Source organism: Rhodoluna lacicola (assembly GCF_000699505.1).
GTDB classification, from domain to species: Bacteria; Actinomycetota; Actinomycetes; order Actinomycetales; family Microbacteriaceae; genus Rhodoluna; species Rhodoluna lacicola.
The window spans coordinates 274,026-298,155 of record NZ_CP007490.1; the positions used below are offsets into that span (position 1 = coordinate 274,026).

Consider the following 24,130-nt stretch of genomic DNA (forward strand, 5'->3'; position numbering starts at 1 on the left):
CACTTAGCATTGCTAGGTGAGCACTCCTGAGTCAACTGCGCTGCAGATAACCTACCCGGTTGATCTGCCAGTAAGTCAGCGCCGGCAGGAGATCCTTGAGGCCATTCGCGATAACCAAGTTGTCGTGATTGCCGGTGCCACCGGTTCGGGCAAGACCACCCAAATTCCAAAGATGTGCCTGGAGCTTGGCCGCACCAGCATCGCTCACACCCAACCTCGTCGCATCGCGGCCCGCGCCGTGGCCGAACGAATTGCCGAGGAGCTAAAAGTTGAGCTTGGCGATTTGGTTGGCTACCAGGTGCGCTTCACCGATAAAGCCGGGGCCAACACCAAGGTAAAGGTAATGACCGACGGCATTTTGCTGAACGCGATGCAGCGCTACCGAAACCTTGAGCCATACGACACCATCATCATCGATGAGGCACACGAGCGCAGTTTGAACATTGATTTCTTACTTGGCTACCTGAAGCAACTTTTACCTAAGCGCCCAGACCTCAAGGTCATTGTCACCTCGGCAACTATTGACCCGGAATCTTTCAGCAGACACTTCAACGATGCGCCAATCATTGAAGTTAGTGGGCGAACTTTTCCGATTGAGATTCGCTATGCCGAGACCGCAAGGGAAGCCGGTGACGACACTGACCCCGATGAAGAAACCACTGCCAGTGATTATTTGGATGGCATCGTCAAGGCACTAGATGATTTGCAGTACGAGCCCGATGGCGACACTTTAGTTTTTCTCTCCGGTGAATCGGAAATTAGAGATGCTCAGGAAGCTATCGAGGGGCGGATTAACTCTGGTGCACTGGGTAAGGGTGTGGAGGTGCTACCACTTTACGGACGGCTAAGTGCCGCTGAGCAACACCGAGTTTTCGAGAGCAGCAAAATGGTAGGGCTCAAGCGAAGAATCATTCTGGCCACCAACGTTGCCGAGACCTCGCTGACGATTCCAAACATTAAGTACGTAATTGATGCCGGTACCGCGCGTATTTCGCGCTACAGCCCAAGGGCTAAAGTTCAGCGATTGCCAATTGAAGCAATCTCAAAAGCTAGCGCCAATCAGCGTGCCGGTCGTGCCGGTAGAACCAGCCCGGGCGTCGTGATTCGGCTTTACTCGGAAGATGATTACGAATCCAGACCGGAATTCACCGATCCTGAAATTCTGCGCACCAACCTTGCCTCGGTAATTCTGCAAGCCGCCCAGTTGGGGCTTGGGGACATCACAGCATTCCCCTTTCTGCAGGCACCTGACGCCAGAGGAGTACAGGACGGCCTTGGCCTTTTGGGTGAGTTGGGCGCGGTAAAGGACCCTAAGGGAAAGACAGTTGAGCTCACCAAGGTGGGCCGGGAATTGGCCAGATTACCAATTGAGCCGCGCTTTGGGCGCATGCTTTTGGAGTCAAAGAAGCACGACCTAGTGCGAGAGGTCATGATCATCGTGGCCGGACTTACCATTCAGGATCCGCGTGAGCGCCCTTTGGCTAAGCGGCCGCAGGCCGATCAGGCGCACGCAAGATTCGCCGACCCAACCAGTGATTTCTTAAGCCTGCTGAATCTTTGGAATTACATAGAAGAGCAGCAGAAAAAACTTTCATCATCAGCTTTTCGTAGGCTCTGCAAAAACGAGTTCTTGAATTACTTGCGAGTGCGTGAGTGGCAAGACCTAATCAAGCAATTGAAGTCGATTGCTAAACCGCTAGACATCCTGCCCGGTAATCCAAAGGTCAACCCTGATGGCATTCACCAGTGCTTGCTGGCCGGTTTGCTCAGTCAAATTGGGCTGAAGCAACTGAGTGATAAAAAAGCTGCCGATCAGGTAAAGAAAAATTCAGATAAGCCAGTCAGGGCGTCAAACGAGTATCTGGGTTCAAACGGTAAAAAGTTTGTTATTTTTCCTGGTTCAACTTTGGCCAAGAAGCCACCCGCGGCAATCATGAGTGCTGAGTTAGTGGAGACCAGTAGATTATTTGCTCGCATGAATGCGGCTATAAATCCTGAGTGGGCGGAACCGCTTGCTGGTGACTTAGTAAAGCGCAGTTTCAGCGAGCCACACTGGGAGAAATCGCAGGGCGCAGTAGTTGCCTACGAGCGCGTCATGCTTTTTGGAGTGCCAATTGTTGTGTCGCGTCGCATGCAGTATTCGCGAATTGACATTCCGCTTTGCCGCGACTTATTTATTCGTCACGCTCTTGTTCACGGTGAGTGGGATTCCAAGCAGGCTTTTGATCGCGCAAATCAACAACTTCTAAAACAACTTGAGTCTCTTGCAGACAGAGCTCGTAAACCGCAGTTTGCGCCCGATGATGAAGATGTCTTCCGGTTCTACAACGCTCGAATTCCGCAGGATGTTTTCTCAACTCGCACTTTTGAAGGTTGGTGGCGCAAGGCCAAGCACGAGACCCCCGAGTTGTTGACCATGACCCGTGACGATCTGCTGCCGCCAGAGGTGCAGGCACCAAGTGACGCAGACAACCCAAAGATTTGGAATTTTGGGGAGCGTGAACTCAAACTTCGCTATCGCTACGAACCAGGCGCACCTGATGATGGCGTCACGGTTGATGTGCCGGTTTCGCTGCTTGCCCAGATTAACTCCGATGAGTTCGATTGGCTGGTGCCGAGCATGCGGGTTGACCTGATTGCCGAGCTAATCCGCGGTCTTCCCAAGAACCTGCGCCGCACCGTGGTGCCGGCGGTGGACTGGGCCAAGAAAGCAATCGCCGCCCTGCCAGAGCACCCAGACGAGGCCCTGTTAGCAACGCTGGCCAAGACTCTGCGTACCCTCAGTGGCACCCACATGACCGCTGACGACTTTGACTTTGCAGCCCTGCCTACCTCACTTCGAATGACCTACCGAGTGGTTGACGAAAAGGGACGCACCCTTGGGTTGGGGCTGGACCTTGCTGCGCTGCAGCAGAAGTTGATTCCGGTAGCAAATGGCGAAGCACCAAAAAAGGTCGTGCCTGATATCGCCAAGAAGACTAGTGAACTGGCATCGGCCGTGCGCGAAAAAATCGCATCACCTGCCGATTACGTTGCTGAGCACCTAAGTAAAGAAGAGAAATTATCCTTGGTTGCGGTTGGCTACAAGAACTCGGCAGCTTTTGTTGACGATGTAATCACCGCGTTGATCAACCAAGAAATTACTGCTCGTGGTCTGGATGCAAACCCAGATGACCTTCGCGCGGCAGTGGTCGAGCGAAGCATCGAGCAATGCTTTGATGCGGCCAAGGTGCTTGAGAAAATATCAACTCACTATCGGCAGACTAGTAAAGCTATCTCTGAAGTTCAGGACCTTTCAGTACTGCACGTGCTGGCTGCCGAAAAAGCTCACATTGCAGATTTGATGCGCAGCAACATTATTAGTGCCACGGGCATTGAACGAATTACAAGAATTCCTATTTATCTGCAGGCTAGCAAAATGAGAATTGAAAAATTGCTGGAAAACCCGGAGCGCGACCGAATAGCCGAGCTAGAACTCAATGAGGCGCTAGCGCTGGTTGAAAAAACCCCCGCAGACAAAATGCCTGAAGAAAAACTACAGACAGTTCGTTGGATGATTGAAGAACTACGAGTGAGTTTATTCGCTCAGGTTCTTGGTGCCGCCGAGACCGTATCGGTGCAGCGCATCAAAAAGGCCTTGAATTCAGCAGTGGGCTAGCTAATAGCTTTCTTGATCAAAGCGGATATCTTTTTTTCAACATCTGCATTCCAGCCAATTACGGCAAACGAGGTGGCCCACATTTGGTCTTTGTCTAGGTTGGCTGCGTCTTGAAAGCCCAGGGTTGAGTAGCGTGCCTTGAACTTGCCCGCGTCTTGAAAAAACAGGACGGTTTTGCCCTCGTTGTCACAGTAAGCCTGCATGCCATACCAGGTCTTGGCTTGAAGGCCGGGTGCGATTTTCTTGACCAGCGCATGGATCTTTTTTGCAATTGCCTTGTCGGCCGCAGCCATGGCGTTTATCTTTTCGACCACATCAGCTTCGTGCTGCTCCGGGGTCATTTTCTTTCGTGCCTTTGCGCGCTCAGCCATGGTCTCTTTTAGGGCTTGCTTCTCAGCATCGGTCATAGCCATTTGAATCTCCTAAAACTTTCAACTGGGTAATAGCGTAATCTCAAAGAATGAGTGATTTGAATGAGGTTGGCGAACGCGATAACTGGATTTGTTGGTTATGCGATACCCCGGTGGATCCAGACGGATCCGTTAATTCAGATCTAGGCCCAAGCACCGATAGCTACGCTGCTGCGAAAGCTAAAAAGGGTGCCGATGTAGTCGAGCGCCTGGCCCACCGCCAGTGCAACACCATGCGAGGCAAAATTGCTCCGGTAGTGCCGTGGTCGAAGGACTTGTTTGTAGTTGACCCCTCGCCAATTTTTGAATCGGTGGAGCGCTTGAAAGCGAAAGGTGGCCGCGAGATTGTTGCTCGCTGCCCAGATGAGAATGACGCTAACCAGGCAGCTGAATGGCTCTTGGACCGCCTATCTAGGCTGGCCCCGGATTCCAAATTCGCCACTGAGATCAAGCCCGGCGGCGGGCAATTCATGCTGGCCTTGCGTTTAGATCGCTAAACCGCACCTTTTGTATCTTCAGGGGTGCTCGAGGCTGGAATAGCCCAGAAAACTCATCGGTTGTAATGTTGGTGCCCGTTTTTGGCCGACCAGTAATAAGGAGAAACCATGGATTCAGCAGCTAAGTGCCCGGTGCCACACGGCGCCAACTCAACAGCCTCTCAGGTTCCAACCAAATGGTGGCCAAAGGCGTTGAATCTGGACATCCTTCACCAGCACGACACCAAAATTAATCCGCTGGGTCAAGACTTCGACTACCGCGAGGAGCTCAAGAAGCTTGATGTTGATGCCTTGAAAAAAGACATGCACGACCTTATGAAAGATAGCCAGGCATGGTGGCCGGCTGACTGGGGTCACTACGGCGGGCTGATGATTCGCATGGCATGGCACTCTGCGGGTTCTTACCGAACCACCGATGGCCGCGGTGGTGCCGGAACCGGAAACCAAAGATTCGCCCCGCTGAACTCGTGGCCAGATAACGCAAACCTTGACAAGGCTCGTCGTTTGCTTTGGCCAATCAAGAAGAAGTACGGCAACAAAGTTAGCTGGGCAGACTTGATGATCCTGGCCGGAAACATTGCCTACGAATCAATGGGCCTCAAGACATTTGGTTTTGCCTTTGGCCGTGCAGATATCTGGCACCCAGAAACTGACATCTACTGGGGTAGCGAAACCCAGTGGCTAGCACCATCAGAAAACCGATACCGCAATCTAGATGATGCCTCGACTCTGGACAGTCCGCTAGCTGCAACCCACATGGGTTTGATCTATGTGAACCCAGAGGGTGTGAACGGAAAGTCAGATCCACTAAAGACAGCCGCGCACATTCGCGAAACTTTTGCTCGCATGGCGATGAACGATGAAGAAACAGTTGCGCTTACCGCAGGTGGTCACACTGTTGGTAAAGCTCACGGCAACGGTGACGCTTCAAATAACGGCCCAGAGCCAGAAGGCGCGGATATTGTTGAGCAGGGACTTGGTTGGCAAAATCACAAGACTCGCTCCGTGGGCCGCGACACCGTGACCAGTGGCATCGAGGGTGCCTGGACCACAAACCCAACCAAGTGGGACAACGGCTACTTCTACCTATTGTTCAAGTACCAGTGGGAACTGACTCACTCACCTGCGGGTGCCTCACAGTGGCAACCAATTGGTATCGCAGAAGAAGACAAGCCAGTGGATGTTGAAGATTCATCGATTCGCACCATGCCGATGATGACTGACGCAGACATGGCCATGATTATGGACCCTGAGTACCGCAAAATTTCTGAGCGATTCCGCGATGACCAGGATTACTTCTCAGAGGTGTTCGCACGCGCGTGGTTCAAGTTGACTCACCGTGACATGGGGCCAAAGGTTCGCTACATTGGCCCAGACGTTCCTGCTGAAGATTTGATTTGGCAGGATCCGATTCCTGCAGGTAGCCCTAAGTTCGATGTCGCCGCGGCTAAGGCAAAGATTGAGGCAAGCGGGCTTAGTGTTTCCGAGCTAGTCAGCACTGCCTGGGACAGCGCTCGCACATTCCGCGGTTCAGATCTTCGCGGTGGCGCAAACGGAGCACGCATTCGACTAGAACCTCAGCGCAGCTGGGTCGGTAACGAGCCAGAGCGACTAAACAAGGTGCTTGCTGTGCTGGAGCCAATTGCCGCTGAAGTTGGCGCGAGTGTTGCCGACATCATCGTGCTTGCCGGAGGTGTCGGTGTTGAAAAGGCAGCCAAGGCAGCCGGTTTCAATATTGAGGTGCCATTCGCGCCGGGTCGCGGCGACGCAACCCAGGAACACACCGATGTTGAGTCCTTTGCCGTGCTTGAACCACTGCACGACGCCTACCGTAACTGGTTGAAAGACGACTACGCAGTTACCCCTGAAGAGTTGATGCTTGATCGCACTCAGCTAATGGGCCTGACCGCTCCTGAGGCAACCGTGTTGCTTGGTGGAATGCGCGTGATTGGCACTAACCACGGTGGAAGTAAGCACGGAGTTTTGACTGAGCGCGAGGGAGCGTTGACCAACGACTTCTTCGTAAACCTAACCGACATGAATTTGGTCTGGGAGCCAGCCGGCGAGAACCTATACAAGATGCGTGATCGCTCAAATGGCCAGGTTAAGTACTCGGCAACTCGCGTTGACTTGGTTTTTGGTTCAAACTCAATTCTTCGTTCATACGCCGAGGTGTATGCACAGGACGATTCAAAAGAGAAGTTTGTGCACGACTTTGTGGCCGCCTGGGTCAAGGTCATGAACTCGGACCGTTTTGATCTAAATTAACAACTGACAAACTCGGCTCAGGCTTGGCCATTCCTGCGGTAGAAATGTAGGGATGAAGAAATTATTAGGTACAGGCCTGGCCGAGTTTTTTGGCACTCTGACCCTTGTTTGCGTTGTGGTTGGTTCTGGAATTATGGGAACCAATCTTTCAAATGACGCTGGTGTTGCACTTCTGATCAATACCGTCTCAACAATTTTTGCGCTCGCGCTTTTGATTTTGATTTTAGGTCCGGTTTCAGGGGCGCATTTCAATCCGCTGGTAACCCTGGCCATGTTAGCCAGCAAGAGAATTTCGCCCGTCACGGTGTGGGCTTATATTCCGGCTCAAATTCTTGGTGCCATAGTCGGCGCGGTTCTAGCCAACCTGATGTTCAACCTTTCCGCGGTGCAGATTTCTGACAACTATCGTGTGAGCACTGGAACGTTTATCGGTGAAGTGCTGGCCACCGCCGGCTTGTTGATTGTGATTTTGGTGCTTTTGCAGCGAGACCAAGGCGGCTTGATTCCGGTATCAGTTGCAGCCTGGATTGGTTCGGCATATTTCTTTACATCTTCAACTTCGTTCGCAAACCCAGCGGTCACAGTGGGGCGAATGTTTAGCGACACCTTTGCAGGAATCTCACCAGATTCAGTCTTGCCATTTATTGGTGCTCAGCTTGTTGGTGCTGCTATTGGTATCCTCGGGGTGAAGGCAATCAAGTAGCTCAGAGGAGCTGAGGAGACACGTGGCCAAGATAAATAAGAATCGAATCACATCGGTCGCGGACAAGGATTTTGTCGTATTCCTAATTGGAATGCGAATCAACAATTGGTTTGCAATCCACCATTGGTTGCCGGTTTTCTTGGCCATGGGCAAAATGCTGCCTGAGCTATATAAAAATCCAGACCTAGGCTTCAAGTCTTATGAAATGGGCTTTGGCCGCACCATTATTTTGATTCAGTACTGGGAAAACACCGACAAATTAATCGCCTATGCCAAAGCCAAAGACTCAGAGCACCTGCCAGCTTGGAAGGCCTTCAATAAAGCAGCCATGAAAACCAGTGCCGTTGGAATCTGGCACGAAACCTATGTGATTGATAAGTCAAAGACTGAGAACATCTATGTGAACATGCCTCCGTTTGGCTTTGGAAAGGTTGGCGAGATTCAGCCAGCCCAAGGAAAGCGAAACTCAGCAGCCCAAAGATTAGGCGAGTAAGGTTTGGCTATGAAATTGGGTCAAGACATCCTCGATTATCAGAGCAACCTGAGTGAAGATGAAGCCGCTATCGGTGCTGCACTGATCAAAATGATTTCCAAGGCTCTTCCCCAAGCTGAGGGCAAAGTTTGGCATGGTCACCCGGTCTGGTTTATTGACGGCAATCCCGTGGTTGGTTACAGCCTGAAGAAGGCTGGCATCGAGGTTCTGTTTTGGAGTGGTCAGTCATTCAACCTTGAAGGGCTTCGCGCTATGGGAAAGTTTAAGGCTGCTAGCTTGAGCGTTCCAGCACTGAAGTCGCTTGATAAAACGGCGCTGACAACGTGGCTGGGTGAGGCCAAGGAAATCCAATGGGATTATCAAAACCTGCCCAAAAAGAGAGCGCTGGTGAAGCGCACCAAGTTTTAGTTACTGTACGTGCTCTGGGTTCATCCAGAAGAGATCCCAAAGGTGACCATCTAGGTCTTCGAAGCCCCAGCTAAACATAAAGCCGTGGTCCTCAGGTTCATTTAGTTTGCGGGCACCAAGTGAAAGAGCCTTCTGTGTCATTTCGCGCACCTCGTCGGCAGAACCTAGGCTGAAGGCAAGAATTGCCTCAGTGGTTGACTTGTCAGCAATTGGCTTTGAGATGAAGCCTTGAAACTTTTTGTGCTCTAACAGCATCACATAAATCGTTTCATTAACGATCATGCAGGTTGACTCATCATCGGTGAATTGAGGATTGAATTTGAAGCCAAGTTCAGTGAAAAAATCCACTGACTTGGTTAGGCTCTCGACCGGTAGATTCACAAAAATTGAACTAATCATGGGTCAAGGTTAGACCACGAATTAGAACGGTCTTTTTCTATCGGGTAAATCGGCCAAATCCTAGGGCGTAAAGCATTGGTAGGGCAGAAATGCCAAGCAACGTGAACCCCAGGTTCTGATTTTCTGGCAAAGAGAGAACCCCAGCAATTACCAGTCCGGTAAAAACCAAACCTGCCGTTGCGCGACGAATGCTGGAATCTAAAACCCTCATTCGGCGCTCGAGCTCTGGGTTTCTAAGCACAAGGTCACCGCGTTCAACTCTGCTGACCACACTTTCAATGCGTCCAGGTAGTTGGCTTAGCGTAAGCAGGTTGGCTAATAGATCCTTGCCCAGCCTCTTTACTGTTCCGGTGCCTGATCCGTTTAGTAGTGATCTTGCGAAAGGGTCAACCGCATCCCAAATGTTGAATTCACGATTTAGTTCGCTGGTGACTCCTGAGATAAGTGAAAGAGCCCTGATCAAGAATAGAAAGTCATTTGGAAGCTGGAACGGAAGGGTGCGCACGAGTTCACTGAACTCAATACCAAACTCCCTGAGTTCAGCCGGATCTGTTTGAATCAGCTCGCCCACTCGCACGCCGCCAAAGCGGTCAAATAGTTTGCTGACTGCCTCTTCTAGAAGCAAGGTGTCGGCTGATGGTAGGAGAACCCCTAAGCGCTCGCAAGCCACGACCCAGGCTCGCGCGTCTCTAGATGCAACAGCAAAAAGGAATCTCTGCAGGTTGGCCTTTAGTTCCTCGCTTACTTGGCCCATCATTCCAAAGTCAATGTAGGTCAGCGTGAAGTCAACTGCCGCACCTTCCGGGGCCTTGGTAATAAATATGTTGCCCGGGTGTGGGTCGGCGTGAAAGAAACCGGTGACAAAGAATTGCTCAAAGGTGGCTCTGGCAAGCTCGGCGGCAACGGCATTGGGATTAATTCCGGCTGCTACTAACCCTTCAACATCAGAAATCTTGATTGCACTGACGTCAGTCAGAGTTAGCACTCGCTTTGCGCTGCGCTCCCAAATTACATTCGGGGTCTGAATTCTGGGATCGTTTTCAAAAGCCTCTGCAAACCGCTCAAGGTTTTCTGCCTCGTGCAGATAGTTGATTTCTTGAAGAGTAATTTCTGAAAACTCGCGAACCAGAGCGAGGGCATCGGTGCGTTTTGAAACTAGTTTGACTTTTGATAACCAGCCACCAACCTTGGTCAATGCTTTCAAGTCCACGTCAACAATGTTTTCTATGCCCGGTCGTAGAACCTTCACCACCACATCTGTGATACCTAGGTCACCAGCAAGTCCGGGGGAGAGTTTAGCTTTGTAGGCCTGCCCCAAAGATGCGGCGGCAATTGGTTCGGCAGTGATTTCTGCGAAAGCTACACCCGGTGACATGCCAAGCTCGCTCTCAATTGCATGCAGAATGCTTTCGAAAGACTCAGGGGCAACTTCATCCTGCAGACCAGATAGTTCCTTGGTTATCTCTTCTGGGAGCACATCCAAGCGAGCAGATAAAAACTGGCCAACTTTAACCATCAAACCGCCTAAATCGGCAGCTAGGTTGTGAAATTTTCTAGCTAACTTTTGAAAGCGCCTGATTCGGCCACGGGCGGCAATCTTCTTCAAACCAAATTGCGGCAAAACAATCTCAAACCACCAAGCTTGAGCTAATGCAAGAGCAGCAAACCTAAGAATCCTTTGGTAGCGAGACTTGAGTGCCCTGCTCTGATTTGAAAGATTACTTTTCGGCAAGAACTTTGTGTAGTTCGTGACGAGCTTTGTCTAAAATCTCTGCCGCTCTTGCTTGCTGCTCGCGTGACGCGGTCTGGGCGACATCAAACATAACCGGTGGCAGCTTGGACGCTGCTTTCAAGAATGTTGGTTCACAGCTCATCCAGTTCAAATTAGAGAAATTCATTGTTGGTGATACTGATGGTGCCTCGGCCATTTTGTCGCGCGCTGATTCAAGTTCTGCTTCGCCAGTTTTTGTCAGTGAGAACAATTTGCGATCACCTTTAGTCTTTGCGGCTACGAATTCGGCCACAGTGAGTTTGGTAAGAGCCTTGTTAACCTGACCGTCAGTTGGGGCCCAGGTTCCGCCGGCTACAAGGCTGATGGACTTCACAATTTGAGTCGCTGTTTTGGCACCTGATTCCAAGGCTGCCAGCACAGCGACCTCTAGCCGGGCTTCATCGGGTTGGGCCTTGATGCCACCCTTGAGGGTGTTCGATGCCATGTCCTTGACATAGCCAAATAGCCCTTCGATGGCCTGACGTGGGTCAAAACTGTTCGATGTTGTGCTCACAAGAGTCCTTTTGGTTATGTTGGGGTACTTATCTACTACAAGGCAATTATCGGGTTTTTCATTCCTTGATTGACCCGGTTTAGGCTTGTCAAACAAGCTCTAGAGAACGGGGAACAAATGCCAGTTATGCCAATGTTTCCGCTGAGCACTGTCTTGATGCCTGCGATGCCGCTCTCGTTGAGAATTTTTGAAGAACGCTACCTGAAACTTCTTGGGGACTTAGTCGGCCAGGAAAATCCTGAGTTCGGCGTTGTGCTGATTGAACGAGGTCAAGAGATTGGCGGCGGTGAGAAGAGGCTTGGAATTGGAACTTTGGCCTCCGTCACCGACATCGGAACCTTGGATGAGTTTTATGGGATTGAGTCAATTGGCACACAACGCTTCAGGGTGAATGCATGGTTGCCCGATGATCCGTATCCGATGGCCGACATCGACTTCATCCCAGACTTAATCTGGGACGACTCTCTGACCATGGCTAAAAACCAACTGGAAACCAAAGTGCGGAACTTATTGTCGTTTGCCAGCGAGTTCGGAGATTTGCAGTACGGCTCAGATACAGAGTTCAGCGAGGATCCAATGCAGGCCTGTTGGCAAATTGCCGGGGTACTGCCAGTTGGGCCCCTGGATCATTTAGATCTTCTGCAGTCACTTTCAGCAGCTGATCTTGTCTTAGAGACGCAAGCCCTGGTGTCAACGCTCGACCAGGCTCTCAAGGCCATGATTGAACAACTGGGGACCAAAGACTGAATCGGATTACCCCGGTAAAAAGTCCCGAAAATTTGCGATACTTGCGCAAAATTTATGATAAATCTATTGCTAGACTAGAGAAAATCCGCAAGTATGTTCTTTAATAAAGAATAAATCCGTAATTGGAGGCAAAGATGCAAAAAATTGCTCGTATTTTGATTGATCAGGCACACAGCCAGGCTTGGGCAGTTAAGTCTGAGATAGCGGCAACAATGAACCCCGCAAACCCAGCCGACTCCAGTTACGCCAAAATGGCCCAAATCGCCAAGGTCTCAGAGTTTGAAGTTGAGTTACACGAGAGCGGTTTGTTCACAGCAGATGCCTTAGCCGCAGCGGACATACTCGTGATTCCCCACGCCTCGACCGACGAATGGGAAAAAACTATCGGTGTTGGTTCTCCAAAGCTCACCCACGAGGAATTAGAAGTACTAGAGGGTTTTGTTCGCTCGGGCGGCTCGTTGCTTTTGCTGGCAGAAACCGAGCAGCCAAAGTATGGCAACAATTTAGCCGAACTCGCGGCCAAGTTTGGTGTCGAAGTTAAAAACTCAACTGTTCAGGACCCAAGCCGCTCTTATAAAGATGTGCCAACTTGGATCATCAGCGAATTTGACCGACTAACCAAATCAGACTTTGCCTTCATGGTTGAACAAGTTTGCCTCTATCGCGCCGGAACCCTTGAAGTTTCGTCAGATGTTGCGGCCGAGGTTTTCATGCGCACCTCTGAACACGCGGCCCCAGCTTCAGCTCCGCTTGGGGTTGCGGTTCAGCACGGTCTTGGTCGAGTAGTGGTGCTAGCGGACTCTGATCTTTTTGGTGACGACTCAATTGATGACTGTGATAACAAGCAACTCTGGTTGAATATTGCGGGTTGGCTGGCCAACGCGAAAGTTGCTGCAAAAGCAAACGATAAGCGTGAGTCAAGCTGGATGCTAACTGATGCCAATTGGAAAAAACTTGCCGAGGCAATTGAAACTTTGCGCCCTATGCAAGCCAAAGATGGTTCGATTGATGCCAATGAGTTCTCTCACCAAGAGGCCTCAGCTCTGCTTGATCAAGTTATTTCGGCAATTGATATTCTTGCTCCGAATTTCGAGCACCAGCAGGACTATTTCGCTGCGGTCAAAAAGGACTTAGAAGATTGGCGCCAGGGCGGCTTCATAATTCCAGACTTCTACAACTCACTCGAATTATTTAGACCTGATCTAAATCGTAAAAATTCAGTGCAGCACCTGGCTGTATTTTCTATGTACACCCAAAACGGAAACCCAAACCGCAATCTTGAAGCGGTAATCATCAACACTTTTTGGCCCGATTGGTTGGCTGAGAAAGAAAAGAAGTACAACAACCCGGCTTTTGTCCCGATCGAATTTGTTGCCTTTACATCTGGTTACGACACGAATTCAGCCGTGTTCTTCCCTGAAACCGTTGCTGTCAGGTCAGTGGCTACCTATTACTGGGGTGGAATCTTCTGCGATCGTGAGGCAGCCCGATTCCGTCGTGTAACTCAGGCGGCCAAGGATCTCTTGTATTTGCCGCTGCCAGCAGACGCGGAACGCCTGGTGAATGACCAGCAGTTAGCTCAGGAGACCTTTGTCCTTTGGGATCTGATTCACGACCGCACCCACTCTCGTGGTGACCTACCGTTTGACCCATTCATGATCAAGCAGCGCATGCCTTTCTGGATGTATGCCCTAGAAGAGTTACGCTGTGACCTGGCTACATTCCGCGAGACCCTAGTTTTAGAAGCTGAGGGGGACCGCCTTGCAAAGTACATTCGCTACGCAATCTTGTTTGATCGAATTTTCCGTTTCTCCATCACTGGTGGTCGAGTTCGAAACTATGACGGCCTGGGTGGGCAAATTATTTTCGCTCACTTGCACAAGACCGGCGCCTTGCAATGGACCGATAACCGTTTAGCTTTTGACTGGGAGAAAGTGACTCAGGAGGTAGTCAACCTTTGTGAGCAGGTAGAAAATCTGTATCACGACGGCATCAATAGATCCCGAATGGCACAGTGGATTTCCGCTTACGAATTTGTCGCAGGCCTAGTGCAACCGAATCCAGCCTCCAATTGGGCTAAGGGCGCAGATGCCCTACCTACCGGAGGCGAGTTGAAGGAAATGGTGAATCTTGTTCTAGACGATGAGTTCCCGCTGAACGTGTTCTTTGAAACGCTGAACCGAAAGCTTGCCGATGTGATTACCTCAACCAAGGGCATCACCGCTTAGCCGCAAAGGCAAGTGGCATACTTTCGTTATGGAATCTCTGGACCGGCGTCTGCTTGAATTATTGGCTAATGACTCGAGTGCATCAATAAGTGAACTGTCGGCATTGCTTGAGGTGCCGACATCTACTTTGCACCAGCGAATCAAACGACTGGAAGCCCGGGGTGTAATCACCGGCTATCGTGCTCAGATAAATCAGCGCGAAGTTGGATTGACGCTGCATGCGTTGGTCTCGCTCACTCCAATTGACCCTTCTAAGCCAGACGACGTAGTTGAGAAAATTAGCCCAATTGCAGAAATCGAAAGTTGCTGGTCGGTGGCAGGAACTGAGTCCTACATTGTCAAAGTTGCAGTCGCTGAGCCGGCCGACTTGGAGGCTCTGCTGGCAAAGATCCGGGCACATGCAAACGTCTCAACCAGAACCAGCGTTATTCTCTCAACTCCGTTCGAGGGCCGACAGGCTCAAATCCCAAAGGACTCAATCCAATGACAAAAAACCCTCGCGGATTTGCCAGTGACAACTACGCCGGAATCCACCCGGCCGTTTTAGAGGCTATTTCCCAGGCCAATGTTGGTCACGAAGTTGCCTACGGCGAAGACTCGGTAACCGCCGAGTTTGATGCTTTGGTTCGTGAACTATTCGGACCTAACGCCCAAGGCTTTCCGGTTTTCAATGGCACCGGTGCGAACGTAGTGGCTCTTCAAGCTGCCACCAAGCGTTGGGAGGCAGTCATTTGCGTCGAGAGTGCCCACATCAATGTTGATGAAGGCGGCGCGCCAGAAAAGATGGCGGGACTCAAACTTTGGACAGTCCCAACCAGCGACGGAAAGCTCACCGTTGAACTAGCAGCCAGCCAGATTTTCGATATGGGAGTGGTGCACCGTGCTCAGCCAGGAGTGATTAGCATTACGCAAACCACAGAGATGGGCACTCTGTATCAAATCGACGAGATCCGTGCCTTGGCTGACCTGGCTCATGAAAACGGACTATTGCTTCACCTTGACGGTGCCCGAATTTCAAATGCCGCCGCTGCCCTAGGAAAATCATTCAAGGAATTCACCACCGATGCCGGTGTTGATTTAGTTTCTATGGGCGGAACAAAAATCGGTGCCCTGGCTGCCGAAGCGGTGATCGTCACTGACACGAGTTCAGCACGGGGTAAGGCGCTCGCCGAGGCCATGCCGTTTTTACGCAAAACCTCAATGCAACTATCTTCAAAAATGCGATTCATGTCGGCCCAGCTAATTGCCCTCTTTGAAAATAACGCTGCAGTGGCGATTGAAAACGCAACTAGGGCCAATTCAATGGCAAAGCTGCTTTACGAGGGTGTAGTCAAAATTGCCGCCGAGAATGCCAGCGTCTCAGTTGAAAACCCAGCTGAAGCAAATGCTGTTTTCCCAGTGTTGCCTAAAGAAATTACTCAGCGGTTGCAGCAGCAATACCGCTTCTACGTTTGGAATCAAGAGACTGGCCAGGTTCGCTGGATGTGTTCGTGGGACACCACTGAGGACGATGTTCTTGGAATCTTGGCGGCGCTAAAGGCGGCGCTCTAAAAACGCCGCCTTTTTTGCGGGGAACACGAGGAACGCACAAACGCAGAGCAGACCAGCGCTGGAGCGGAGGTGAGTTTGGCGATTCGCTTTCTACGCCAAGTTGACTAGCGTGGCATTCACTTTTGGAACAAACGAACCTTTTGAGTTGCCTTTACTTTCCTTGCCCAGATGATGATCAGCGGTGTGATGATGACGGTTGGGGCTAACCAGACAATCACCTTGAATGGGCTGGACGGATCAAGCCTCGGAACAAGTTGTTGAACCAGCACGGCCGTGACTGTTGCGATGGTTCCCCCAAGCATGTGGGAGAGGTGATTGGAGATTCTGGTTCCGAAGTCTTCCGCCTTTCCCCATCCTCGTAAATCCTGGACCGCGAACTGAAGCCCTATAGCACCAAACGCAACGAGAACCCACCCCATAGGTGAGCCCGTGAATACTTGTACGAGCCCGCTAAAAATCATCGCAATGCCGACAACCAACATGGCCCACTCAACATAAGGCTGGCGCGCCATGATGTATCGAGATTTGCGTCCGAAACGCCAGCCTGCGTATGCCATGTATGAAGAAAAGATGGCAACAAAGAACAACATGAGATTTGGACGAAGAATAGAAACAGGAATGGCTGTCGCGGCAACGGCCATCATGGACCAAAAGTAGGTTTTTCCTGCCAGGTTATGGTTCTTAGCACCTTTGCGAAATGAAATTGCAAAGATGGCCGAGAGCAATGCGAGCGAACCAGCAGCCACGTGTAGAAGAAGTAGAAACCTATTCAGTTGTTCCATGAGGCTAAGCCTATTGATTTCGATAGTCCTGCTCGATGACAAAACCCTCTGATTGCTCAGAGGGTTTTTCGCTGCGGAGAATAAGAGGAACGCACTACACGCCTACTTCTCAACGCTGACTTCAAAGTAGATTTGGGAAATCCGTTTCTACGCCATCTTTCTACGCCATGCTCAAGTTCGAGCAGATCTGAGGCCCCGGGTGTGATGGCCGTTCCTAAATGTTTAGGGATAAAGTTTTCCTATGACTGAAGGCAAAGGTGTCATCGCCGAAAGCACACTCACATGCCCAACCTGCGGTATAGGTGAGACATTGACCATGCCGACCGACTCTTGTATGTGGGCATGGACTTGCCCAAGTTGCGAGAACCGTCAGACGCCTCTTGAAGGTGATTGTTGTGTTTTTTGTTCCTACGGAACGGTTCCCTGCCCTTCAATCCAGCAGGCTAAAACAAGCGGCTCTAAAGACTGTTGCTAGAAGAGAAAAGCCCCAGAGAAATCTGGGGCTTTTTCACAGCGGAGAATATGGGATTCGAACTTCTATCCCTGCTAGAGCATTGGGATGCGTTTCTGGTATTTCAAACGCATTGGGATACAGTTCGGATACTCCAAAGTGCACCGACATGCTTCAGAAAACTTTGATCAGCGTCGCCGCAAGCACATCAAACGGCACATTTGCTTGGGTAAGACAACGCCAGTTGATGAGATCAAGAATCAGAGGGAATTTTCAACAAGCTTTTACCTTGCCAGGGCGTAAGTTCACACAAGGCATAGTGCTCAAAAGCACAATCAATTTCGACTGCTATATTTTCGAACTCTTCATAGACAGAAATGAGTTTTCAGCCCTAAGCCTGGTGGATCATCACCAGCTAGCCACAGAGAGCTGGAGAAAATATTTAGTGAGCGAAGAAGTTGTTATTTATAGAAAGGAAGTTCTCAGTGAAAATGGCATCATCAGATCAGTGAGAAGTATCTCGAGAATTTTTGAACATTTAGGTGTGGATTTTGAGGTTGGCGATAAGTAAAACTAACCCCTAAAGTCATCGCTTGTTTATGCGACTGTCGTAAGAATATTTACGAGGTTTTTTGTTTTGTTTGTATTTACTCTGGCACTCTCGAAAGAAATTCACATTGCTCTAAAAACAACAACAGCCGTGTATCCCAGGTCACGAAGGGGGCGGCCAATGTAGCACGGTACTCGCAAATGACAAGCGGTCTGATGGGGGCAACGAACCCAGAGATATCTCTATAAAGCCCTTAACGATATCTACCACGGCATGAATATAGTTCCGTGGGTGATTGGTTAATTAGAAGCCTTCGGCCTTGTACGAGCCATATATGGCTTTTAAGAACGTGTCGCTTCCGCAGCCCGCTTCGCAGCTATGTTTGCTGCGTAGGAGATCTTTGCAAGGTCTTCATCGGTGTGAGCCCCGGATACAAACCACGCTTCAAATGCAGATGGTGGTAGCGAAACTCCGTTTTCCAACATCGCATGGAAGAAAGCGTTGAACGCCTGTGTGTTTTGTGTCTGGGCTTCGGCAAAGTTAGTTACTCGCTTATCTGTAAAGAAGAACGAGAACAAGTTGCCACCAAACTGTGCCTGATGAGCTACACCTTCTGTGGTCAGCGCATTTGAAATTATTTCGCCAACTTGTTTTGCTCGCTGGTAGAGAGTTGCATAAAGAGCGGCGTCGCATAATTCGAGAGTTGCTAGACCGGCTGCTGTGGCAACTGGGTTTCCGCTCAAGGTTCCAGCCTGGTACACCGATCCAAGAGGAGCAAGTAGGTCCATGTGCTGGGCTTTTCCGGCTACCGCAGCAACCGGGTACCCGCCACCAATGACTTTCCCGAAGGTCAAGAGATCTGGAATCCAACCCTCGGTTTGGTTGACCATTGCCCACCAACCACCAGATGACACTCTGAAGCCGGTCATGACTTCATCAAGAATCATCAGTGAACCGTGCTTACTTGTCACTTCGCGAATCTTGAGATTGAAATTGTTGATTGGCGGAACAACGCCCATGTTTGCCGGTGTTGGTTCAGTAATTACCGCGGCAATTTCGTGACCACGAGATGCAAATAATGCCTCTAGCGCTGCGGCGTCGTTGTAAGGAAGAACGACAGTGTCTTGAGCTTGACCGGGGGTTACGCCTGGAGAGTTTGGTAGACCAAGGGTTAGTACGCCTGAACCTGCCTGGACTAGAAGGGCATCACTGTGTCCGTGGTAACAACCAGCAAACTTAACAATCACATTCCTGCTTGTTGCTGCTCTCGCTAGGCGGACTGCAGTCATGACCGCCTCGGTGCCCGATGAAACAAAACGCACGCGTTCTGCAATCGAAACCCGTTTGTTTATTTCTTCAGCCAATAAGACTTCGTTAGGGCTCGGTGCGCCAAATGATGCGGAGAGCGCTGCAGCCTCAGTTACTTTTGCAACTACGTAATCGTGAGCATGGCCAACAATCATTGGGCCCCATGATCCAACCAGGTCTACGTACTCGTTTCCATCTACATCCCAAATTCGAGAACCCTTGCCTCGAACAAAGTACCTAGGGTTTCCACCGACGGCTGAAAATGCACGAACCGGTGAGCTTACTCCGCCAGGAATTACCTTCTGTGCGCGGGTGTGCCAAGTAATCGAATTACTAATGTTCTGAGTCATTAAAGCGTCTTTCGTGCATAAAACATTTCAGCGAGCTCGAAAGCCCAGTAGGTGCAGATGACTGATGCGCCGGCACGTCTCACGGATGCCACTGCCTCAAGAATTGCTCGCTCGCGATCTATTAACCCTTGCTCTGCGGCAACCTCAATCATGGCCATTTCACCGGAAACGATGTAGGCCGCAACTGGAACATCTACGCTCTGTGAAGTCTCATGGATAACATCTAGATAAGCGAGCGCGGGCTTAACCATCACGATGTCGGCACCTTGCTCTAGATCAAGACGAACTTCGCGGATTGATTCCTTGAAATTGCGCGGGTCCTGCTGGTACGTTCTGCGATCGCCTTGAAGTTCTGACTCAACTGCATCTCTGAAAGGACCATAGAAGGCGCTGGCATATTTAGCTGAATAGGCCAAAATTGCAACTTCGGTAAAGCCGGCTTTATCCAACTCTGAGCGAACGTAGCCAACCTGACCGTCCATCATTCCGCTTGCGCCCAACATGTGAGCCCCCGCTTTAGCAAGCTCCACGGCCATTTTTCCGTAAGTAATCAGTGTGGCATCGTTATCTACGTTGCCTTTACCATCTAGCACGCCACAGTGCCCATGACTTGTGAATTCGTCTAGGCAGAGATCTGCCACAACAACGAGTTTGTCTCCAGCGCGTTTGCGCACAGCTGCAACAGCCTTGTTCAAAACTCCATCAGGCTTACATGCCGCAGTGCCAAGCTCGTCTCGTTCGGCAGGAATTCCAAAAAGCATGATGCCACCAATGGCCGCATTAATTGCACGATCCACTTCGGCAAGAAGAGAAGCTTCATTGTTTTGAAAAACACCAGGCAACCCCTTGATGGGTTTCGGCTCGGCGAGGTTTTCCTTGATGAAGGTTGGGTAAATCAACTGACTTGGAAGGACCACGGTTTCAGCAACAAGGTTTCGCATCGCCTGGCTGGCGCGCAAGCGTCGTGGTCGTTCAGTCAAACTCATAAATCTCCAGGGATCAGTTCATGTTTGGGCTGGTTACTGTGGCAACCAGTGAATCGGGGGTGGTTTCGGAGGTCATCGCGACCCGTGGGAACCCAAGTTTCCTCGTTTGTTCAAGTGTGGCATTACCAGTTACTAAAACCAAGGCGAGCACATCTTTAGGACTGATGAAATTGGCCACTGCCCTTGCGGCGCTAGGCGAGCGAAGAACTAAAACATCTATCTCGCCTTGTTTTAGAGCTGAAATTGACAAAGGGACATTGGGTACTGTCTCGGTGGTGTACACAACCTCAGTAATAAGTTCAACACCGGAAGTGACAACGGCATCTTGCAGGGTCTTCATTGCAATATTCGACGCTGGCAAAATAACTTGTTTTGGCATATGTTTCAAAATGGCAGTGCTTAACGCCCCGGCGTTTGAATCCTCAGCCAACAGTACTTCCTGCACACCAAGTGACTTTATTTCGGCGGCGCTTCGTTCACCAATCGCAGCAAACTTCAAGTTTGGGTTGGAGATAGCAGCTTTGAAGTTATCAATCCCAATTTGCTCAGCAAAGAACCTCACGGAATTGATTGATGTGATTACTAACCAAGTTCCAGGCTCTGCACTTCGCAGTGCCTCTAGCATTCTGTCTACGCCCGCTGGATTGTTGAATTTTGAAATCTTTAGATACGGGTCGCAGACAACCTTAAAACCAGCTGATTTGAAGGCGGCTTCATCGAGCTCGTTGTCAGTGGCGCGTACCAACAAAACGGATTTCTCTCGCGGTGTACCTATCTTTTGGCCCAGTTCCGTTTGCATTAATTGCTCAGCAATTTCCAAACCCAATGCCAATGATTGTGCTTTATTTGAGCTGGCCGCGTCTAGTGAAAGCGAAACACGTTCATGCCAATCAGTTTCGTTATCCGAAAGCTCCGCGGTCAGAGTCAGTCTTCCATCGGTTAGCTCAGCGTGAGCCCCGATTGCAGTAGTACACGAGGCCGAGATGCCTCGAAGCACTGCTCGCTCCGCGGTAACAATTAGCTCAGTTTCAGCATGGTTGACCTTTTGTAGCTCCGCAATTAAATCAAGATCACCGGAACGGCACTCAATTGCAAGTGCACCTTGCGCCGGGGCCGGCAACAACTCTGCGTCTGTAAAAAACCACTTATTGACTTCACCTAAACCAATTCGGTTAAGCCCAGCGGCAGCCAAAATGGTTGCATCAAAATCACCGTCTTGAACTTTTTTCAGTCGGGTATCAATGTTCCCGCGAATTGGTTTGATCTCTAGGTCTGGCCTTAGGTGCCGGATTCTTGCTGCACGTCGGGGAGATGAAGTACCAACTACAGCACCTGTAGCGAGCTCAGACAAAGTTTGATTATCTCGACTAATCAAGATGTCTCGGTGGTCTTCGCGTCTTGGTATTGCCGCCAGAGTAATGCCAGGCATTGGAGCAGACGGTAAATCTTTAAAAGAATGAACGATGTAATCAACCTCGCCCGCCAGAAGCGCATCACGCAGAGCAGATACAAATACCCCAGGTCGCTTTGGAGCAAAAAGATTGCTTGATGGATTGTCGCCTTCAGTTTTTATGAAAACTAATTCACTGGCAAGCCCTGTTGTTGTTTGAATTTGATCGGCGATCATGCCTGATTGTGTCGTGGCAAGCAAGCTGCCGCGAGTGCCGAGTTTGAGAGTGCGACTAGGCATCAGCCACGCGGTTTATTTCGATTCCGAAGATCATTCGCAAAGCATCCATGAACTGCTTTTCGTTACCTTCTTTGGCAGAGGTTTTTGCAGCCAGCGTTGGAACGTGCATGTATGTTGATGTCACCCGCTTCAAGCTACGAAGAACTTCCTCGGCCATTTCATCGCCTGATTTATTTCTAACGCGTTGAACTTCCTCTTCAATGAGTTTTGCGATGTGTTCACGCATAGCGACAACCATTGGGTCTGCTACGCGAGCGATAGCTTCATTTTCGAAGTCACTTACCTGATGACGGACAATTTCTTGAGCACGCAAGATTGCTTCGCTGTGCTCACTTGGCGTGTTCAGGCGGATAAAGTCCAAATCCATGATGGATACCCCGGTGAGGTCATAGACGGGCGGCGCTACATCTGCAGAGAGAGCCACATCGATAATGCGCAGTTCCTTGGGTTGAATTTCCAGCACAGCCTTAGCCAATTTGAAATCAATCATGTGACCACTGCCGCCACTGGCCGTAACAGTAAAGTCACAGGCGGCCATCGTTTGAGTTAGTTCAGATTTACGCACCGGGGTTGCGCCACGGCCTTCGCTGAATTCTTCTGCACGACCACTAGATGAATAGATGAAAACTTGTTCCACGTTTTCGCGCTGAAGTGCAGCTACAACTACGCGGGCGTAAGCACCGGTTCCCATAACCAAGACCTTGTTTCCTTGGATAGGGCCAAATTTATCTTTGTGCAGGCTTAGAGCGGCGGTAAATACTGAGCGCCCGGCCTCGCCAAGCCCAGTTTCACTTGAAACCTTTTTGGCTACCTGCGCGGCTGATTGAAATAGTTTTTCAATTTCGCTTGAGGTATGGGATTCTGACTGAGCCACCTGAAGTCCGCGCTTTACTTGCCCGGAGATCTCGCCTTCGCCAACAATCATCGATTCCAGACCGGAAGTTACGGAATACAGGTGTTGCACTGCGGCTGAACCATAGCTCACACGCAGGAGTTTGCTGCAGTAGTCCCGGTCGAGGCCAGTTATATCTGAAACCACACCGATGACGTTTTCAATTGCACTGTGAAACCGATCGGTGTCTAGATAGACCTCAAAACGATTGCAAGTACCAATTGCAACACCCCCATTGATGCCACTTTCCTCTTTTGAAAGCGAGAAAAGCTTGTTGCGAATTGAATCGGTGTGACGTTCAAGATTTTCTAGTTCACTCAACGGGACGTCGTTGTAGTTTGCACCAAGTAATACGAGAGTCACAGTCATATTGTAGGGTTACCCGCCTATGCCATGTAATGATTAAGTTGTGAATCTACCAAGCGCCCACCCTTTAGTTACGGGGAAAACCACAAACTCTGCATTGGTGCGCTCCTATCTTGGTGAAAAGACTGAGACGAAGGCAATCTGGCTAATGCGCCAGGCTGGCAGATCACTACCGGAATATCGCAAGCTTCGCGAAGGCGTAGCCATGTTGGATTCTTGTTTGCGACCTGACCTTGCCGCCGAAATCACTTTGCAGCCAATCCGACGCCACAAGGTTGACGCAGCCATTTTCTTTAGCGACATCGTTGTCCCTCTTAAGTTGGCCGGTGTGGATGTTGAGATTGCGCCCGGTATTGGACCGCTAATCGACAAACCAATTCGTACTCGTGCAGACTTTGCAAGACTTGAAGAGCTTGATCCAAATAGCATGGGACCAATCCGCGAGGCGATTCAGCTCATAATCGCGGAGCTTGGCGAGACCCCGCTCATTGGTTTTGGCGGAGCCCCATTCACTCTGGCTTCGTACCTTATCGAAGGTGGACCTTCAAAAGAATTGCCAGTTAGCCGGGCGATGATGGCCAACGACCCTGATCTTTGGAATGACATTCTTGCCTGGACTGCTCGTGTCACCGCAACGTTTATTCGCGGGCAGGTCTTAGCGGGTGCAAGCGCCTTGCAGTTATTTGACTCATGGGCGGGAAGACTGGGGCTTGAGGACTACAGGAAGTTTGCCGCTCCACATTCCAAAAACGTCATGGCTGCCTTGGAAGATCTTCCGGTTTCTCGTGTGCACTTTGGGGTTCATACCCGTGAACTTTTGGTTGATATGTATGGTGTGGGCGCAACCGTAATGGGCGTTGACTACGAAACTCCACTAGACGAAGCCAACCGCATCCTTGGCGGCACTGTGCCACTTCAAGGAAACATCAATCCAGGTTTCATGTTCAAGCCATGGGATGAACTTGAAGCGCACGTAAGAGACGTCCTTGAACGAGGAAAATCAGCACCGGGTCACGTGGTAAACCTTGGCCATGGAGTACCACCTGAGACTGACCCAGACGTAATCACCAAGATGGTTGCCCTGGTCCATGGTGAAATTTAGACTCAA

At 50.4% G+C, this 24,130-nt stretch carries 22 protein-coding genes; 13 read left to right on the forward strand and 9 right to left on the reverse strand.

What is annotated here, in order from left to right:
* The first annotated feature begins 16 nt into the window (after positions 1–16).
* Entirely contained in the window at positions 17–3,658 is a 3,642-nt protein-coding gene (gene hrpA, locus RHOLA_RS01345; protein WP_084321319.1) for an ATP-dependent RNA helicase HrpA, read from the forward strand.
* Here hrpA and RHOLA_RS01350 read toward each other — a convergent pair.
* A complete protein-coding gene (locus tag RHOLA_RS01350; RefSeq protein WP_051636166.1) occupies positions 3,655–4,071 on the reverse strand; it encodes a hypothetical protein in 417 nt (138 codons plus the stop codon). The two genes, hrpA and RHOLA_RS01350, sit on opposite strands and share 4 nt — an antisense overlap.
* Positions 4,072–4,118: 47 nt before the next feature.
* Between RHOLA_RS01350 and RHOLA_RS01355 the strand changes: the two genes are divergently transcribed.
* The 5 genes from RHOLA_RS01355 (at position 4,119) to RHOLA_RS01375 (ending at position 8,437) form a co-directional block, all read left to right on the forward strand.
* Positions 4,119–4,565 (forward strand): hypothetical protein, encoded by a 447-nt coding sequence (locus RHOLA_RS01355; RefSeq protein ID WP_038501863.1) that lies wholly within the window; start codon positions 4,119–4,121, stop codon positions 4,563–4,565.
* A 108-nt stretch (positions 4,566–4,673) separates the two neighbouring features.
* Positions 4,674–6,833, forward strand: a complete 2,160-nt coding sequence (katG, locus tag RHOLA_RS01360; protein WP_038501867.1) for a catalase/peroxidase HPI — start codon at positions 4,674–4,676, stop codon at positions 6,831–6,833.
* Positions 6,834–6,885: 52 nt separating this feature from the next.
* The gene (locus tag RHOLA_RS01365; protein ID WP_038501869.1) at positions 6,886–7,536 is read left to right on the forward strand and encodes an aquaporin; all 651 of its coding nucleotides are present in this window, start codon (positions 6,886–6,888) and stop codon (positions 7,534–7,536) included.
* Positions 7,537–7,558: 22 nt separating this feature from the next.
* Entirely contained in the window at positions 7,559–8,029 is a 471-nt protein-coding gene (locus tag RHOLA_RS01370; protein WP_038501871.1) for a DUF4188 domain-containing protein, read from the forward strand.
* Between the two features lie 3 nt (positions 8,030–8,032).
* Positions 8,033–8,437, forward strand: coding sequence for a DUF1801 domain-containing protein (locus RHOLA_RS01375; protein ID WP_338050487.1), 405 nt, complete (start codon positions 8,033–8,035; stop codon positions 8,435–8,437).
* On the opposite strand, the gene RHOLA_RS01380 is transcribed toward RHOLA_RS01375, so the two are convergent.
* Genes RHOLA_RS01380 through RHOLA_RS01390 form a run of 3 tightly spaced genes read right to left on the reverse strand, consistent with a single transcriptional unit; the run spans position 8,438 to position 11,121 of the window.
* A complete protein-coding gene (locus tag RHOLA_RS01380) occupies positions 8,438–8,836 on the reverse strand; it encodes a VOC family protein (RefSeq protein ID WP_038501874.1) in 399 nt (132 codons plus the stop codon).
* A gap of 37 nt (positions 8,837–8,873) precedes the next feature.
* Entirely contained in the window at positions 8,874–10,568 is a 1,695-nt protein-coding gene (locus RHOLA_RS01385) for an ABC1 kinase family protein (RefSeq protein WP_038501878.1), read from the reverse strand.
* Entirely contained in the window at positions 10,555–11,121 is a 567-nt protein-coding gene (locus tag RHOLA_RS01390) for a PadR family transcriptional regulator (RefSeq protein ID WP_038501880.1), read from the reverse strand. Before RHOLA_RS01390 ends, RHOLA_RS01385 begins: the two co-directional genes overlap by 14 nt.
* A gap of 117 nt (positions 11,122–11,238) precedes the next feature.
* Here RHOLA_RS01390 and RHOLA_RS01395 point away from each other — a divergent pair, with 117 nt between their 5' ends.
* From RHOLA_RS01395 to RHOLA_RS01410, 4 genes are all read left to right on the forward strand, one after another.
* Positions 11,239–11,868: an LON peptidase substrate-binding domain-containing protein gene (locus RHOLA_RS01395; RefSeq protein WP_051636167.1), complete on the forward strand. Its 630-nt coding sequence runs from the start codon at positions 11,239–11,241 to the stop codon at positions 11,866–11,868.
* Positions 11,869–12,002: 134 nt separating this feature from the next.
* A complete protein-coding gene (locus tag RHOLA_RS01400; protein ID WP_038501882.1) occupies positions 12,003–14,096 on the forward strand; it encodes a DUF6421 family protein in 2,094 nt (697 codons plus the stop codon).
* Between the two features lie 28 nt (positions 14,097–14,124).
* Complete coding sequence (locus RHOLA_RS01405) at positions 14,125–14,583, forward strand: Lrp/AsnC family transcriptional regulator (protein WP_038501884.1); 459 nt, start codon at positions 14,125–14,127, stop codon at positions 14,581–14,583.
* Positions 14,580–15,647 (forward strand): threonine aldolase family protein, encoded by a 1,068-nt coding sequence (locus RHOLA_RS01410; RefSeq protein WP_038501887.1) that lies wholly within the window; start codon positions 14,580–14,582, stop codon positions 15,645–15,647. Before RHOLA_RS01405 ends, RHOLA_RS01410 begins: the two co-directional genes overlap by 4 nt.
* A 116-nt stretch (positions 15,648–15,763) precedes the next feature.
* On the opposite strand, the gene RHOLA_RS01415 is transcribed toward RHOLA_RS01410, so the two are convergent.
* A complete protein-coding gene (locus RHOLA_RS01415; protein ID WP_038501890.1) occupies positions 15,764–16,429 on the reverse strand; it encodes a hypothetical protein in 666 nt (221 codons plus the stop codon).
* Between the two features lie 241 nt (positions 16,430–16,670).
* Here RHOLA_RS01415 and RHOLA_RS07500 point away from each other — a divergent pair, with 241 nt between their 5' ends.
* Together RHOLA_RS07500 and RHOLA_RS07365 are read left to right on the forward strand one after the other, a co-directional pair.
* Positions 16,671–16,904, forward strand: a complete 234-nt coding sequence (locus RHOLA_RS07500) for a GDCCVxC domain-containing (seleno)protein (RefSeq protein ID WP_084321321.1) — start codon at positions 16,671–16,673, stop codon at positions 16,902–16,904.
* A complete protein-coding gene (locus RHOLA_RS07365) occupies positions 16,810–17,451 on the forward strand; it encodes a hypothetical protein (RefSeq protein ID WP_038501892.1) in 642 nt (213 codons plus the stop codon). Before RHOLA_RS07500 ends, RHOLA_RS07365 begins: the two co-directional genes overlap by 95 nt.
* 320 nt (positions 17,452–17,771) lie before the next feature.
* On the opposite strand, the gene hemL is transcribed toward RHOLA_RS07365, so the two are convergent.
* Genes hemL through RHOLA_RS01440 form a run of 4 tightly spaced genes read right to left on the reverse strand, consistent with a single transcriptional unit; the run spans position 17,772 to position 23,019 of the window.
* Positions 17,772–19,088, reverse strand: coding sequence for a glutamate-1-semialdehyde 2,1-aminomutase (gene hemL / locus RHOLA_RS01425; RefSeq protein WP_051636168.1), 1,317 nt, complete (start codon positions 19,086–19,088; stop codon positions 17,772–17,774).
* On the reverse strand, positions 19,088–20,074 hold the full coding sequence (gene hemB, locus RHOLA_RS01430; protein WP_038501894.1) for a porphobilinogen synthase: 987 nt from the start codon (positions 20,072–20,074) through the stop codon (positions 19,088–19,090). Before hemB ends, hemL begins: the two co-directional genes overlap by 1 nt.
* 13 nt (positions 20,075–20,087) lie before the next feature.
* Positions 20,088–21,764, reverse strand: coding sequence for a hydroxymethylbilane synthase (hemC, locus tag RHOLA_RS07195; RefSeq protein WP_084321325.1), 1,677 nt, complete (start codon positions 21,762–21,764; stop codon positions 20,088–20,090).
* A complete protein-coding gene (locus tag RHOLA_RS01440) occupies positions 21,757–23,019 on the reverse strand; it encodes a glutamyl-tRNA reductase (RefSeq protein WP_158384479.1) in 1,263 nt (420 codons plus the stop codon). Before RHOLA_RS01440 ends, hemC begins: the two co-directional genes overlap by 8 nt.
* Before the next feature lie 46 nt (positions 23,020–23,065).
* Between RHOLA_RS01440 and hemE the strand changes: the two genes are divergently transcribed.
* Positions 23,066–24,124, forward strand: coding sequence for a uroporphyrinogen decarboxylase (hemE, locus tag RHOLA_RS01445; RefSeq protein WP_038501898.1), 1,059 nt, complete (start codon positions 23,066–23,068; stop codon positions 24,122–24,124).
* Positions 24,125–24,130 lie beyond the last annotated feature (6 nt).